Origin of the sequence: Hymenobacter cellulosilyticus (assembly GCF_022919215.1) — a bacterium.
Lineage (GTDB): Bacteria > Bacteroidota > Bacteroidia > Cytophagales > Hymenobacteraceae > Hymenobacter > Hymenobacter cellulosilyticus.
Genome location: NZ_CP095046.1, coordinates 5,225,493 through 5,240,464 on the forward strand (window position 1 = coordinate 5,225,493; position 14,972 = coordinate 5,240,464).

At 62.5% G+C, this 14,972-nt stretch carries 12 protein-coding genes and 3 pseudogenes; 7 read left to right on the top strand and 8 right to left on the bottom strand.

Features of this window, described 5'->3' with window-relative positions; all coding sequences use genetic code 11:
• Positions 1-23: 23 nt before the first annotated feature.
• Positions 24-1,796 (bottom strand): annotated as a pseudogene (locus MUN79_RS32110) (glycoside hydrolase family 31 protein); the annotation flags it as partial.
• Positions 1,736-2,047 carry an alpha-glucosidase domain-containing protein gene (locus MUN79_RS25615; protein WP_244675333.1) on the bottom strand — a complete coding sequence of 104 codons (312 nt, stop codon included), beginning with the start codon at positions 2,045-2,047 and terminating at the stop codon, positions 1,736-1,738. The gene MUN79_RS25615 and the pseudogene MUN79_RS32110, both read right to left, overlap by 61 nt.
• A 191-nt stretch (positions 2,048-2,238) precedes the next feature.
• Between MUN79_RS25615 and MUN79_RS25620 the strand changes: the two genes are divergently transcribed.
• Together MUN79_RS25620 and MUN79_RS25625 are read left to right on the top strand one after the other, a co-directional pair.
• Positions 2,239-3,285, top strand: a complete 1,047-nt coding sequence (locus MUN79_RS25620; RefSeq protein WP_244675334.1) for a glycosyltransferase — start codon at positions 2,239-2,241, stop codon at positions 3,283-3,285.
• Between the two features lie 27 nt (positions 3,286-3,312).
• Complete coding sequence (locus MUN79_RS25625) at positions 3,313-3,786, top strand: YdeI/OmpD-associated family protein (protein ID WP_244675335.1); 474 nt, start codon at positions 3,313-3,315, stop codon at positions 3,784-3,786.
• A 191-nt stretch (positions 3,787-3,977) separates the two neighbouring features.
• Here the strand turns inward: MUN79_RS25625 and MUN79_RS25630 are convergent, their stop codons facing one another.
• The 4 genes from MUN79_RS25630 to MUN79_RS25640 all read right to left on the bottom strand — a co-directional run bounded on the left by MUN79_RS25630 (position 3,978) and on the right by MUN79_RS25640 (position 7,948).
• Positions 3,978-4,688, bottom strand: coding sequence for an SDR family oxidoreductase (locus tag MUN79_RS25630; protein WP_244675336.1), 711 nt, complete (start codon positions 4,686-4,688; stop codon positions 3,978-3,980).
• Between the two features lie 119 nt (positions 4,689-4,807).
• Positions 4,808-5,539: a helix-turn-helix domain-containing protein gene (locus MUN79_RS25635; RefSeq protein ID WP_244675337.1), complete on the bottom strand. Its 732-nt coding sequence runs from the start codon at positions 5,537-5,539 to the stop codon at positions 4,808-4,810.
• 367 nt (positions 5,540-5,906) lie between these two features.
• Positions 5,907-6,158 (bottom strand): alpha amylase C-terminal domain-containing protein, encoded by a 252-nt coding sequence (locus MUN79_RS31475; RefSeq protein ID WP_311136594.1) that lies wholly within the window; start codon positions 6,156-6,158, stop codon positions 5,907-5,909.
• A 20-nt stretch (positions 6,159-6,178) separates the two neighbouring features.
• Positions 6,179-7,948: an alpha-amylase family glycosyl hydrolase gene (locus MUN79_RS25640; protein ID WP_311136595.1), complete on the bottom strand. Its 1,770-nt coding sequence runs from the start codon at positions 7,946-7,948 to the stop codon at positions 6,179-6,181.
• Positions 7,949-8,180: 232 nt separating this feature from the next.
• Between MUN79_RS25640 and MUN79_RS25645 the strand changes: the two genes are divergently transcribed.
• The 3 genes and pseudogenes from MUN79_RS25645 (at position 8,181) to ggt (ending at position 10,797) form a co-directional block, all read left to right on the top strand.
• Positions 8,181-8,960, top strand: coding sequence for a hypothetical protein (locus MUN79_RS25645; RefSeq protein ID WP_244675338.1), 780 nt, complete (start codon positions 8,181-8,183; stop codon positions 8,958-8,960).
• 237 nt (positions 8,961-9,197) lie between these two features.
• A pseudogene (locus MUN79_RS31480) lies at positions 9,198-9,587 on the top strand (gamma-glutamyltransferase); the annotation flags it as partial.
• 128 nt (positions 9,588-9,715) lie between these two features.
• Positions 9,716-10,797, top strand: a pseudogene (ggt, locus tag MUN79_RS25650) (gamma-glutamyltransferase).
• A gap of 182 nt (positions 10,798-10,979) precedes the next feature.
• On the opposite strand, the gene MUN79_RS25655 reads toward ggt, so the two are convergent.
• Both MUN79_RS25655 and MUN79_RS25660 read right to left on the bottom strand, forming a co-directional pair.
• Entirely contained in the window at positions 10,980-11,333 is a 354-nt protein-coding gene (locus tag MUN79_RS25655) for a hypothetical protein (protein ID WP_244675339.1), read from the bottom strand.
• A gap of 76 nt (positions 11,334-11,409) precedes the next feature.
• Positions 11,410-11,760: a hypothetical protein gene (locus MUN79_RS25660; RefSeq protein WP_244675340.1), complete on the bottom strand. Its 351-nt coding sequence runs from the start codon at positions 11,758-11,760 to the stop codon at positions 11,410-11,412.
• A gap of 118 nt (positions 11,761-11,878) precedes the next feature.
• Here MUN79_RS25660 and MUN79_RS25665 point away from each other — a divergent pair, with 118 nt between their 5' ends.
• Both MUN79_RS25665 and MUN79_RS25670 read left to right on the top strand, forming a co-directional pair.
• Positions 11,879-14,173, top strand: a complete 2,295-nt coding sequence (locus MUN79_RS25665; protein ID WP_244675341.1) for a TIM-barrel domain-containing protein — start codon at positions 11,879-11,881, stop codon at positions 14,171-14,173.
• A 5-nt stretch (positions 14,174-14,178) separates the two neighbouring features.
• Positions 14,179-14,925 carry a FlgD immunoglobulin-like domain containing protein gene (locus tag MUN79_RS25670; protein WP_244675342.1) on the top strand — a complete coding sequence of 249 codons (747 nt, stop codon included), beginning with the start codon at positions 14,179-14,181 and terminating at the stop codon, positions 14,923-14,925.
• Positions 14,926-14,972 lie beyond the last annotated feature (47 nt).

Sequence of the window (14,972 nt, forward strand, 5' to 3'; positions counted from 1 at the left end):
CGGAATCACGGCGCCGGCCTTCACGAACAGTGGAATCCGGTCGAGCGGGGCGCTGGCCCACACTTCGGCACCGCCAGCTTTGGCCTCGTCGGTCCAGTAGTAGAACCAGTCGCCGCGGGGCAAATACATCCAGCGGCCGTCGGCGCCGGCCTGGGTGATGGGGCACACGAGCAGGTGGTCGCCGAGGCTGAACTCGGCCATGCGCAGGTAGGTTTCCGTGTCGTTCTGGTCGAGGAACGTGAGGGGCCGCAGCACGGGCGTACCATTCTGCACGTACTGCCAGAAGGTGGTGTACATGTAGGGCAGCAGGCGGTAGCGCAGCTCAATAAAGCTGCGGGCCAGATCCAAGTACTGCTCGCCGAAACTCCAGGGTTCCTGGTCGCCGTGGTCACCGGAGCTGTGGGTGCGGAAGAACGGATGGAAAGCCGCCAGGGCCACCCAGCGCACGTACAGCTCCCCGTCGGGCGTGTCGATGAAGCCGCCCACGTCGGAGCCTACGAAGCTGAAGCCCGAGATGCTCAGGCGCTGGCACTGAATGTTGGCCAGCCACAGGTGCTCCCAGCTGGCAATATTGTCGCCGGTCCAGGCCGAGGAGTAGCGCTGCCCGCCGGCGTAAGTGCTGCGCGTGATGGTAAAGGGCCGGTTGGGGTAGCTAAACTGCTTCACGCCGGCGGCCGTGGCCCGGGCCATCTGCATGCCGTAGATGTTGTGGGCCTTTTTGTGGGACGCCGAGTGCCCGTCGTAGCTGAAGCGCACGTCGTCGGGGAAGGTGCCCTTCTCGAACACGGCCGGCTCGTTCATGTCGTTCCACACGCCCCGCACGCCGTCTTCCTGAATCAGGCCTTTGAACAGGCCCGCCCACCACTCGCGCACGTCGGGGCGGGTGTAGTCGGGGAAGTTGCAGAGGCCGGGCCACACCGAGCCCTTCATCAGCGGGCCGTCGGCGCGGCGGCAGAAGTAGTCGTTTTCGAGGCCTTCCTTATAGACGCTGTAGTTGGGGTCAATCTTGATGCCGGGGTCAATGATGACGATGGTTTTGAAGCCATCCTCAGCCAGCTCCTTCACCATCTTCTTGGGGTCGGGAAGTGGGCCGGGCTCCAGGTAAAGCACCGGTAGCCGTCCATGTAGTCGATGTCCAGATACAGGGCGTCGCAGGGAATTTTACGGTCCCGGAAGCCCTTGGCGATGCCGCGGAAGGTGCTTTCGGGGAAATAGCTCCACTTGCACTGGTGGTAGCCCAGGGCCCACAGGGGCGGCAGTTCGGGCGGGCAGGTCAGGCGGGTGTATTCCTGGGTGACTTCCGTGAGCGTGGGGCCGTAAATGAAGTAGTAGTTCATCTCGCCGCCCATGGCCCAGAAGCTGGTCACGTCGGCCCGCTCGGCGGCAAAGTCGAAGCTGGCCTTAAAGGTGTTGTCGAAGAAGATGCCGTGGGCAATTTTCTGCTGCAACTCCAGGTAGAACGGGATGTTCTTGTAGAGTGGGTCCGAGCCTTTGGTGTAGCCGTAGGTGTCGGTGCCCCAGTTGGTGAAGCGCTTGCCGCGCAGGTTCATGTTGTCGGGCTTGTCGCCCAGGCCGTAGTAGTGCACGCCGCTTTGCACCTGCTTGCTCATCTTGACGATGTCGTTGCCGGTTTCGTAGTCGTACTCCCAGTGGAAGCCTTTCTCGTCGGCCGACAGGAGCGTGCCCGAGCGGTCTAGCACCCGGGAGGCGGCGTTCTGCTTGCTGATGGTGCAGATCAGGCGCTCGGTGGTGATGCGGTAATGGTCGGGCTTCTCGCGAAACTCCAGAAACTCCAGCGCCGCCCGGGCTGGTCGGCGAGCACGGCGTAGCTGAAGTCGGCGGCAAAGCCGACTTCGGTGGCGTAGCGGAAGCGTAAAATTTTGTCGGTAATGACCTGCACGCTAAGTTGCACGCCATTGTCGCAGGTGAAGAGGAAATCGGGCCCCTGCTGGGTGCAGGAAAGGACTTGGCCGGGGAAGAACTCCTGCTTCCCTTTGGCGGCCAGGTCATTGACCATGTAGTTATTGTCCTGAATCGAATCGGCCATCGATGGGTCGTCTGGAAGAAGTGGGCAAAAAAAACTCCGGTCCGCCCGGAAGCACAACAATTAAGCCTGCAAGGTAAAAATGATTCCCGCGAATTTTGCCTAACATTAGCGTTCCAACCGCTGAAACCGTATTACAGGGCTACCAGGCCCTTTTTCTTTCGCTTCTCTTTCGCCGTTACCGCCTGATTCTTATGGAAAGCAATTCTCTCAATGTGTTATTGCTGGGCTGGGATGAAGCGGCGCAGGCGGCCGCTCCCGCCACCACGCCAGCCCTGGAGCTCTCGCGCCAGCTGGCCGAGCACTTACCCGTATCCGTGATTGTGCCCCAGCTGCCCGACTCGGCCGCGCTGACTTCGGCCGACCAGGTTATCCGGCTTAACTTGCTGAGTGCGGCCCAGCTGGCGGCCGCAGCTACCTCGCGCCGGGTGGCGGCGCCGGGCTCGTGGCAGGCGCCGGCCGCGCCTTACGCCGGGGCCGATGCGCAATCGGTTGCTCCGGAAGCTTCCGCGGCTTCGGCCCTGCAGGGTACGGCCATTGACCCTGCTCTGCCCGTGGTGCAGGGTACCGCTCTGACTAACGCTAATCCGATTCCGCCGGCAGCTAAGGCAGCCCCAGCGGCCAGCCCGGACTTACTGAACGAGGATATCTTTGCCGAGGCCTCAGCTGAGGTAGGCCCGGAAGAAGCCGCCGCACTTGACCAAACGGCCGATAACCTGACGCTGCCGGCAACCGAAGAAGCTGCGGTACCGGTAACCGCCAGCCGCCAGCCCGTGGCTTCTACCCCGGCCGACGCGCAAACCGCCGCCCAGGCTTCATTCGTGCAGGCCCTTAAAGCGCTGGATAACGCCGAAAACGACGCCGACCTCAACTTTCGGGTGATTCAGTACGCGCGCTTTGCGACTCCGCTGGCCGTAAGTCAGCCGTTTGGCGTGGTGTATGCCGCCGACTGGCACGCCTGGCTGGCGGCCCTGGAAATCCGGCAGCTCACGGGCCGGCCCATGGTGCTGCACGTGCAGTCGTTGGCCGCCGACCGCGACTCGCCGGCTGACCGGGGCTGGATTCTGGAGTTGGAACGCTTAGCTTTGCGCCGGGCCGACTTGGTGCTGGCTACCACTGAAACCCTGGCCCAGCGCCTGACGTCCTTTTACAATATTCCCGCGGCCCGGATTCGGGTAGTTGCGGCCGACGACACTACGGCCCTCAACGCCGCACTGACCCAGGTGACTCCCCGCTCCTAACTAGCGGCCCACCCTATTCCCTTTTACATGTCCGAATCTTTCGAACAACGCTTTGCAGCTACCCTGGAACTAGACGACACCGACGGTGGCGTCCAGGTGCTGATTCCCTTCGCGCCCGGCGAGACGTTTCAGCAGAAGCCGCCCTTTCACGTGCGCGGCACCATCGACGGGTTTCCGTTTCGGCTGACGCTGGTGCAGAACAAGGACGGCGAGTACATGCTGCCCGTGGGCAAGCAAATCCGCCGGGCCATCGATAAAACCTGGGGCCTCGAAGTAGAAGTAGTTATTCAGCTCGACACGGAGGAAGCTTCTTTTGAGCTGCCCGAGGACCTAGCCCGTGCGCTGTCCCAGTCGGGTTACCGGACCAAGTTCGACCAGCTGCCCTACCCCTACCGCCGCGAGTACGTGCAGTGGATAGAGCGCGCCAAGAAGCCCGAAACCCGCATGCGCCGCATCAAGGAGTCCATTGAGCTGATTAGCGCGGGCAAAAAGCTTGACTAACGTTGCTAACACCACAAAGGCCGTCCGTATCGACGGCCTTTGTGGTGTTAGCAGGGGTTATTAACGGGGCTAAACAGGTGGCGGCCGGCAGCGCGGGCAAGAGCCCGGAAGCTCTACGCTTACCCGGCGGTGGCCAAGCATCAGTATTCGAGCCGACCACATACAATTAGCTGCCACTCGTCGGTAAGCTCTTACCAGGGCAATGGGCCAGTCACAGCGGAGGTTGTGCCGGTAGGGCCATCGGTCGGTAGCAGGGCCAGCCGGACGGCCTCTGCCGCTCCTTGAGCGGGGGTGTCGGTGCCGGCAAAGCCGTTCAGGTCGGTGGCTGTGTAGCCGGGGTTGGCGGAATTTACCTTGATGGCGGTATCCCGTAGCTCGTAGGCGAGCTGCACGGTGAGCATGTTCAGGGCGGCTTTTGAGGCCGAGTATCCCAGCAGGCCCCAGTCGTTCTGCCCACTGAGGGTGAGCGAGGCCAGTGGACTAGAGACGTTGACAATGCGCCCCGCCGCGGCCTGCTTCACTAGTGGTAAAAACGTTTGGGTAACGGCCAGCGTGCCCAGGAAGTTGGTTTGCAGCACTTGCTCCACGCTGCGCACGGCGGCCGTGCTAGGCGCCCCGTCACCGGCCACATTGATGCCCGCATTGTTGACCAGAATGTCGAGGTGGCCTTCCTCGCGCTGCAGGTGGGCCGCTGCCGCGTCGAGCGTTGCCGGCTCAGCCAAGTTTACTTCGAGAAACCGGACGTCGCCTTCGGCGGCCAGCTTGGCTACGGCTTGCTCACCTTTGGCAGGTTGCCGGGCTCCCAGATACACCCGGCAGCCCGCCTGCAGCAGCTCCCGCACAATTTCGAAGCCGATGCCTTTGTTGCCGCCGGTGACCAGCGCAATTTTCTTGTTTGCCATGTTGCCTGTAGGTTTAGCCTCCTGAATTAGGGAGGTGAGTTGGTACCCCACAAAGGTCCGGCGGGTAAGCAGCGGGTAAACTTCGCCAGTCAACCCATCTGTTTTAGATTTCAAACATGTCAGAGTCCGAACACGGCTAAGCGCCGAAAGTCCCCCGGCGTTTGGGCAGCGTGGCGCTTGAAAAAGGTGCAGAAGTGGGCCACATCGGCAAAGCCCAGGCTATCGGCAATTTCCGAAATACTCCAGGCGGTTTGCTTTAGTAAAAGCTTGGCTTCCTGCGTCAGGCGGCGGCTGATAAGAGCCGTAGTGGTGTGGCCCGTCGTTTCCTTCAGCACCCGGTTGAGGTGATTGACGTGCACGGCCAATTGGTGGGCATAGTCGGTGGCGGTGCGCAGGCGCAGCGGCGGTTGCGGGCTGTGGCGCGGAAACTGCTGCTCCAGCAGCTCCGTGAATTGGGCAGCTACCCGTTCGGCGGCGCTGTGCGTTGCCAGCGGGGCGGGAGCCGGCTGCAGTTTCTGCACGAGGTGAATCAACTCCCAGAGGTAGGTGCGCAGCAAGTCGTGCTTGTAGGCATAGCCCGACCCGAGTTCGTGCGCCATCTTCTGGAAAATAGCTTCGATAGCCACACAGTCGGCCTCGGCCACTTCCCACACCGGGTAGGCTCCGGGCTGAAAAATCGGCAGCTCCGCCAGCACTACCCCGCTCCGGGCGGGCAGCAGAAACGCGTCGTCGAAGAGGCAGCTATAGCCCGCAAAATCTTCGGTGAGCGGCAGCCACCGGTAGGGCACGCGCGGCGTCACCAGAAACAAGGTGCTGGCGCCGACGTGTGGAGCCTGGTCGGCATACTCCACCTGACTGCGCCCCGGCAGAGGGTAATTTTGTAGTAGTCCCGCCGGCTAAACGTCATTGGGGCTGCCCCGCGCAGGTCTGCCAACGCAAACACGTTGAAATGCCCCACTCCCTGCCCCATATCGGGCGGCGGCAACACGCCAACTGCGGACTCCGGAGTTGGAGCACAGGCTTCGTAAAAGGCGGCAAGGGAATTGGATTTCATGTGCAGATATAAGGCAGCTTCAATCGTCGGGGCTTCTCCGGAAATCATGTCGGCCTTCGATTTTGCTGATGCGGTACCGCACTGCCACTTTCAGGAAGTGCGGTACCGCAGCTTGCCCGGCAGCCTTGAGGTTGTTCTAGCTCGTCAAAACCGACCGGGAGTTGCTACACCCGAGCCAGCACCAAGGCGGTGCGGTTCGTCACGTAGAGGCTCAGCTTGTTGACCTCGTCTTCCTGGAAGGTTTCGTAGATAATCGAATCATCCACGCGCTGGAAGCCGCCGAACTGGGCCGCGTCGGAGGTCAGAATGATGCGGTAGCGGCCGGGCTGGGGCACGAAGAAGCGGTAGTCGAAGATGCTGCTGCTGACGTGGAAGTTGAAAATAAAGATCAGGCCGCCCCGCTCGAAGATGAGCACCTGATTATTGTTGTCCTGATTCAGCTCCTTAGCCGGCGGGCCGAAAGCAGGCGGCGCTGCCGGGCTGTGGTTACCATGGCCTGGTCGAAAGCCTGGAAGAACTGGTACTTCAGGTCAGGATTGTCAGCCAACGACCATTGCCGGCGGGCGTGCTGGTAGCTCCAGTTGTTGCCCTGCCGCGGGAAATCGACCCACTCGGGGTGGCCAAACTCGTTGCCGATAAAGTTCAGATAGGCCTCTCCGCCCAAAGCCAGGGTCAGGAGCCGAATCATCTTGTGCAAGGCCAGGCCCCGGGCTACGATGTCGCTGGGGTCGTCCTTGTGCATGTTGTGGTACACGGCCGCATCCATGAGCCAGTGCGAAAGGGTTTTGTCGCCCACCAGAGCCTGGTCGTGGCTTTCGGCGTAGGCCACGGTTTTCTCGCCCAGGCGGCGGTTGGTGAGCGTGTACCACAGCTCCCCCAGGTTCCAGTCTTCGTCGCGCTTGTGCTTGAGCAGCTTAATCCAGTAATCGGGAATGCCCATGCCCAGGCGGTAGTCGAAGCCGATGCCGCCTTCCTGAATTGGGCGGCAAAGGCCGGGCATGCCGCTCATGTCTTCGGCAATGAGCAGGGCGCCTTTCTTGAGCTCGTGTACCAGCGTGGTGGCCAGCTGTAGGTAGAGCACGGCGTCCTCATCCACGTCGGGGCCGAAATACTGGTCGTAGGTACCAAAGGCTACGCCCTCGCCGTGGTGGTGGTAGAGCATGCTGGTCACGCCATCGAAGCGGAAGCCGTCGAAGTGGAACTCCTCGAGCCAATAGCGCAGGTTGCTCAGCAAGAACTGCTGCACCTCGGGCTTGCTGTAGTCGAAGAGCTTGGAGTCCCAGCCGGGGTGGTTGCCCCGCTCGCCTTCGTGGAAATACTGCCCGCCCGAGCCGTCGAAGTTGGCCAAGCCCTCGGCCTCGTTTTTCACGGCGTGAGAATGCACCACGTCGAGTAAAACGGCAATGCCGCGGTTGTGGGCCTCATTAATCAGGTACTTGAGGTCTTCGGGCGTGCCGAAGCGGGACGAGGCGGCAAAGAAATTGGCCACGTGGTAGCCGAAGGAGCCGTAGTACGGGTGCTCCATCACAGCCATCAGCTGAATGCAGTTGTAGCCCAGCTGCTGCACCCGGGGCAGGATGTTATCGGCAAACTCGCGGTAGGTGCCCAGGCGGTGCTCCTCGGTGGCCATGCCCACGTGGGCCTCATAAATGAAGGGCTCCCGCACGTAGTTCTGAATGCGGAATTTCTGGTCGGTCCAGGCAAACGGAACTTCCGGGCGCCACACCTGGCCCGCGAAGTCCTTGGTTTCTTCGTCCTGCACGGCCCGGCGCAGGGTGGCCGGCAGCCGGTCTTTACCGCCGTTGGCCGCGCCCACGTGCACCTTGAAGCGGCTGCCGTGGGTTAGGGCGTCCTTGTGGTTTTTATCGGGCAAAAACACTTCCCAGACCCCATCCGCACCTTTTTGCAGAGGCGTGGCGCCCCGGTCCCAGTTGTTGAAGTCGCCAATTAAAGACAGGTAGGTAGCGGCCGGGGCCCACTCCCGGAACCAGTAGCCGCGGCGGCGGCCGTCGTAGTTGAGGCCCAGGCGCTGATGAGCAGTGGCAAACTTGGCCAGGGAGCCGCACTGGGCAATAATATCGGCTAAGCGCTGCTCCAGCCGCTGCTGGCGCTGCTGTAATATTGGTTCGTAGGGCGCCAGCCAGGGGTCGTTTTGCACCAGGGGCAGCGTGGGTTCGGCGGCGGCAGTCAGCGAAGAAGATTCCATAACAACGGGAGAGGTTGAAGCCAAAACTACGATTCCCGCCGCAGTACGGCCGGGCAGGCGCAAGGTAGCATTACGCCGGACGGGGTTCAATGCCTGGATTTGCCAAGGCTTTTCCTTGGTTGACGCATTACGCCGTTTACGGCAATCCAACCCAATCTGAGCGGGCTATTGGGCATACATTGACTACTATTGCGGGGCTATATTCACCTGATTAAGCCAGAGCCCGCATCAGATGAAGAGAATACACCTGTTTGAGCTGGAGGACTTTCCCTGGTTTCCCGGCTGGCTGCGAACCTGCCTCACCCGGCTGATGGTGGTGATGCACCGCGCCATTGGCTCGCCCGAGGAGCTAACCAAACTCGTGGCCCGGGCGCTGGCTCATAGCCGCCAGCCAACCCTTGTGGACCTCTGCTCGGGTAGCGGCGGCCCTATGCTGGAGGTGTTGGCCAATCTGCGGCAAGCTGGCCACCGGGACCTGGCCCTGGTGTTGACTGATTTATATCCCAACACTGAAGTAGCCGCCGCAATAAACAGAGCCAACACGCCCAGCCTCTCCTACCGCACTACGCCCGTAGACGCCAGCCGCGTAGGAGCCGACTTACCCGGCGTGCGGACCATGACGGGCAGCTTTCACCACATGCAGCCGGCGCTGGCCCGGGCTATTCTGCAAAACGCCCGCGACAGTCGGCAACCCATCTGCATCTACGAAATGAGCGACAACAGTCTGCCCACGGCCATTTGGTGGGTTTCTTTGCCGCTCATTTTCCTGATGGCCTTTTTCCTCACACTCTTTGCCCGGCCTCTCACCTGGCGGCAGCTAGTTTTCACCTACCTGATTCCAATTATTCCGCTCTGCTTTGCCTGGGATGGAGCCGTTTCCAACGCCCGCACCTACACCCTGCAGGATATGGACGAGCTGCTGGCCGGCCTCGAAACCGAAGGCTACACCTGGGAAAAAGGCCGGATTACGGGTCGGGGCAACAAGCTCTACCTGCTGGGCCTGCCTACCTAGCTAGCTGCTTTTAGCGGCGGGAGAAGTCATAAGGTGAAGACCGACGTATTGCTGGCTGGGCAAGGGTGGGGCCGCGTTTTTTGCCGCCGACAGTTCTATCTTCACCACATGAACTCTCGCCTTTCCCTGCTTGCCCTGGCGGCGCTGCTGTCCTGCTCCCGGGCCTCTGCCCCTTCTGCTACTACGGTACCCGCCGCCCCGGTGACCCAAACCATGGGCGTAACGGCGGCCAAGGCCATGGTCGTGTCGGCCCACCCGGAAGCTTCGCGCATCGGGCTGGAGATTCTGCGCAAGGGCGGCAATGCCTACGATGCGGCCGTGGCCGTGCAGTTTGCCCTGGCCGTGGCCCTGCCCGTAGCGGGCAACATTGGCGGCGGCGGGTTCTTGCTCTACCGGGGCAATAACGGGCAGGAAGGCGCCCTAGACTTCCGGGAAACCGCCCCGGCCGCCGCCTCCCGCGACATGTACCTCGATGCCCAGGGCAACGTGGTGCCTGACCTGAGCACGGCGGGCCACCTAGCCGTGGGCGTGCCCGGCACCGTGGCGGGCATGGAGGCTCTGCACAAGAAGCTGGGCAAGCTTAGCTGGGCCGAAGTGGTCCAGCCGGCCGTGGATTTAGCCGCCCACGGCCTAGCCCTGACTGCCAAGGAAGCGTCGGGTCTGAATGCCAACCGGGCTATTTTCCTGAAGTACAACCCAAGAAAACCCTGGCCTACCTGGCCGCCGACAATGGCACTTGGCAGCCCGGCGACACAATCCGCTACATGGAGCTGGCACAGACGCTGGCCCGCATCCGGGACCAGGGCCGGGCTGGTTTCTACGAAGGCCGCACCGCCGATTTGCTCACGGCTGAAATGGAGCGGGGCAAGGGCATTATTACCAAGCAGGACCTCAAGAGCTACCAGCCCAAGTGGCGCACCGTGTTGCACGGGCAGTACCGGGGCTACGAAGTCAGCACGTTTCCACCGCCCAGCAGCGGCGGAGTGGCTTTGCTGCAAATGCTGCAGATGTTGGAGCCCTTCGACCTGAAGAAAGCCGGCTGGCACTCGCCCACGGGCGTGCACCTGATTACCGAGGCCCAGCGCCGCGTGTACGCCGACCGGGCCACCTACCTCGGCGACCCGGACTTTGGCCGGGTGCCCGTAGCCCAGCTGCTCGATAAGAACTACAATAAGCAGCGCATGGCTACCACCCTGCCCCACCGCGCCACGCCTAGCAAGGAGGTAACGGCCGGCCCGGGCCTGCCGGCCTACGAGAGTGACCAGACCACCCACTACAGCATCGTGGACAGCCAGGGCAACGCGGTAAGCTGCACCACCACGCTCAACGGGCCTACGGCAGCAAGGTGGTGGTGGCCGGGGCGGGTTTTCTGCTGAACAACGAAATGGACGACTTCTCCTCGAAAGCCGGGGTGCCGAATGCCTACGGCCTGGTGGGCGGCAGCGCCAACGCCATTGCCCCCGGCAAGCGGATGCTGTCCTCGATGACGCCGGCCATTCTGACCCGGGGCGGCAAGCTGCAGATGGTGGTGGGCACGCCCGGCGGCAGCACCATTATTACCAGCGTGCTGCAGACCATTCTGCACGTCGTCGACTACGACATGAGCATGCAGCAGGCCGTGAGCGTGCCCCGCCTGCACCATCAGTGGCTACCCGACTACATCGATGTGGAAGCCGAGGCCCTCACGCCCGCCACCGCCGATTCCCTGCAGCGCCGCGGCTACACCCTGCACCCCCGCAATGCCTGGGGCCGCGTAGATGCTATCCGCATCCTGCCCGACGGCCGCCTCGAAGGCGGCGCCGACCCCCGCGGCGACGATACGGCCCTGGGGTATTAGGTGATACGGTGACTTTGACGTCCAACCTACCCGTGTCATTGCGAGGAACGAAGCAATCCGTCCTCTGAAATGTGCTGAGTCTTCTAAAGCGAAAAGCCCTTTATCGGACCACCGATAAAGGGCTTTATACGTTTATTGAACCTTGTCACGCAGGATGACAGGCTAAGAAAAATACTTCAGACCTAGGCCTGGTCGGCGGGCTTGAGCTGGCGGGCGGCGTTGGCTAGGGCTTGCCCCAGCAGGTTGAGGCGGGTGGCAATAGACTCGGTCTGGGAGTCGGCGGCACCGGTGACCTGCTCACCCAACGTGAACAGGGAGCTGCCGATGCTGTCGACGTCGTTGTTGGTGATATGGCTTTGCAGGCTGCGCAGCTCCTGCAGAATTTCCGAGTGCACGGCCTCGCCGCTCTGGCTGAGCGTACGAATCCAGTCTTGAATATTGCTCAGGCCCTCAGTGCTGGCTTGCTGGATGTTGCCGTTGAGCACGTTGATGGCGGCGTTGAGGTGGTTTTCGGGGTTATCGGTTGGCGTGGCCATGAGGTAGGGTTTTGGTGGAAAGCGTGAGGAAAGAGCGGCTAGGCAACCAGGGATTTAAGGTTGCCGGCGGCCATAATCAGCAACTGGCCCAGGTGGCGCAGCTGGTCGCCGATGCCGTTGTGCAGGTGGGTCCGGCCCAGTCGTGGGTGTTGCTGGCCGAGCGGGAAGCCTGTTCGCCCAGGCGCTGCATCAGCGCGGCAGCCCCGGCCCGGTCGCCGTTTTGCAGGGAGGCTTTCAGCTGGCCCAGTTCCCCGGCGGCGGCTTGCAGCACGGCGCTGTTGGAGTTTTGCAGCTGCGGGCCCCAGCTGTCCAGAATCGGAATCAGGCCGCTGGGGTCGTGGGCGAAGGTGTGGTTGTTGAACAGGTCGCTCAACGTGAGGTTGGTGGAATAGAGGTGGTCGTTGAGGTTGTCGGAGGAAAGGGCCATGGTCGTAGGAATTGGGGTTGAGCTTTTCTGTACGGGCCGGGCGCGCACGTCGTTGCTCCCGGCTTTGGGCAGGCTTTGCCTAAGGCCGTATCTTGGCGTCCTCATTCGTTCTGCTGCTATGCACTCGTCTTTTCGCCGCGCCGGGGTCCTGCTGGGCCTTTTCCTTTCTTCTTTGCCCGGCGTAGCGCAGCGCGAAAGTGGCGGGCCGCCCAGCCAGGACCCGTTTGCGCGCCAGGAAAGTGCGGGCCCAAGGCAGGGCCTTGGCAATTATCAGAGCCACTCGTATCGAAATGGAATACTCACTATTAAAAGTACGAACGGCGGCACACTGCGCATCCGGCCCTGGAACGAAAGCATTGTGCGGGTAGAATACTTTCCCAAGGGTCAGTCCGTACAGGAAATTCCCTCGGTAAGCGTAGTTCAGCCCCCATCCTCTCGGCTCAACCTAAGCTGCAGCCCAGGCTGCGACGGACCGCCAAGCCCGGAATTGCTGGCCCGCTACGGTAAGGATTTTTGCAGCAGGGTGCTCGTGTCGCCCACCGATATTCGAGTCAAAATGGCCTGTCCCGGGGAGGTGGTCATTCAAAAGATCCCGCTCCGCATCAGCTACCGCCGCGACGCCGAAGTTCTGGTAGCCGATGCCGCCGGGGCTTTTCAGCAGCTTCCCCAGAATGGCATCTCAGGCGGCGTGGGCATCTCCTTCCGGCTCACGCCCGACGAGCACCTCTACGGCACCGGCTCTCGGGCTTTGCCGCTGGACCGGCGTGGCCAGAAGCTTACACTCTACAACGAGGCCCACTACGGCTATCAGAACGGGGAGCCAACGCTGAATGTGACTTTGCCCACGGTGGTTAGCAGCCGGGGCTACATGTTATTTTTTGACAACCACGCCCCCGGGAAGCTCGACCTGGGTGCCACCGAAAAAAACACGCTGGAATACCGCGCCGAAAACCTGGGCAGCCTGGCGTATTTTATCATTGCCGGCGACTCCTACGCCGCTGTTCTGGACCGCTACACCTGGCTGACCGGCCGGCAGCCCCTGCCGCCGCGCTGGGGCCTGGGCCTGATTCAAAGCCGCTTCGGCTACAAAACCGAGCAGGAAATGCTCCAGACGGCCCGCCGCATGCGCCAGGCGGACTTCCCGCTCGATGCCCTGGTGCTGGACCTCTATTGGTTTGGGGGCACCACCCGGCAGGGTGACTTCCGCTGGCAGCCCCAGCAGTTTCCCAACCCCAAGCGCCTGCTGAGCCGCCTGGACTCCAGCGGCGTCAAAACCATCCTGATTTCGGAGCCCTACGTGATGCGCACCTCCCTCAACGACTCCCTGGTGCGCAGCCAAGACTTGGTAGGGCGCGACGCGGCGGGAAAGCCCTATACCGTCCAATCGTTTTGGGCAGGGCCGGCTACGCTGCTGGATATGTTTCGGCCCGCGGCCCGGCAGTGGCTCTGGCAGCAGTACGACCGGCTCAAGCAAGACGGCGTGGGCGGCTGGTGGAGCGACTTAGGAGAGCCGGAAAACCAGCCCGCCGACATGTTCTACAACCCGGGCCCTACTCGTAAGATTCACAATGCGTATGGTCAGGCCTGGGCCAGCATTTTGCAGGATGGCTACATCCAGCACTACCCGCAGGAGCGCCTGTTTAACCTGGCCCGCTCGGGCTGGGCGGGCATGCAGCGCAACTCGGTATTCCCGTGGTCGGGCGACGTGAGTCGGTCGTGGTCGGGGTTGCAGGCGCAGGTGCCTATTATGCTTAGCATGGGAATGGGCGGCGTGGGCTACATGCACTCCGACGCGGGCGGCTTTGCCGGTTCCAACACCGACTCGGAACTGTACACGCGCTGGCTGCAAATGGCCAGCTTCGGCCCCATTATGCGGCCCCACGGCGTGGTGGCCCCCGAACCGTACTGGTACCCCGAGCCCTACCGTAGCATCGTGCGCCGCTACGCCCATTTGCGCTACGAACTGCTGCCTTACCTCTACACCCTGGCCTGGGAAAACTCGGAAACCGGTACGCCCCTGGCCCGCCCCATGAACTATGGCCCTACCAGCCGGGTCACGCTGCCGGTGCCTACCAACGTACGGTCGGCCACTCCCCAGCCCCTGACGCCGGAAGAACAGGCGGCTGGCTTTACGGAAGAAGGCGGCGACTGGAGCTGGAACCTGAAGGCCTCCAGCAGCTGGGGCCTGGCCCGCCTCACGGCCCGGCAGCGCCAGGAGGTCAGAGCCAACAACACCGCGTCCCTGGCCAACGTCAACGACCAGTTCCTGCTGGGCTCCGAGCTGCTGGTGGCGCCGGTGCTGCAGCCCGGGCAACGGCGCCGCAATGTGGTGTTACCCCCGGCCGCTGGATTGATTTCTACACTCACCACACCTACAGCGGCAGCCAAACGGTGGGCATACCAGCCCCGCTAGCCCAAGTGCCGCTGCTGGTACGGGCCGGCGCCTTCTTGCCCCGGGCACCCTACGTAGCCAGCACCGCCCACTACCGCACCGATACCCTGAACGTGCGCTACTACGCGGACTCCACAGTGCCCGAATCGAGCTTCACCCTGTATGATGACGACGGCAAATCGGCACAGGTCAAGCAGCTCGGCAACTACGAGTCCATTTCCTTCGCCGGACTGCTGGGCCGGGCACAGGCTGTGGTGCAGGTGCGCAGCAGCGGCTATGGCTACGCCGGCAGCCCGGTGTGGCGCACCGTCAACCTGGAAATACCGCGCGTAATGGCCGCGCCCACGGCCGTGCTCATCGACGGGCAGACCGTGCCAGCCACCGACTGGCAGTACAACCCAGCCGAACAAACCGTGCTGGTGCATTTTCTGCTGGACGAAAAGCCCGTGCGGGTTACGATTCAGGGGCTGAGGCTGAACGAGCGGCTAAGCAGTCCGGCCCCCGAGGTGCTGACCCTGGAAGCCCCCAGCAACCGTAGCTTCGGCGGCCGCACCGAGCTGCGCTACACCCTGCACGCGCCCGGCAGCTACCCGCTGCGCATCCGTACTGCCGCGGGCCAGGTGGTGCGCACATTCGAGGCCCAACAGCAAGCAGCCGGAGTACATTCTGTGGTTTGGGACGGCACCAACGACCAGGGCCAGCCCGTGCCGAATGGCGTGTACACGGCCGAAATGCAGGAACAGCACCAGCGCCTGGTGCTGCTGCGCGAATAATTGCTTATTGCTCGTTAAACCCCATTACCTTCCCAAGACGCAGGTGC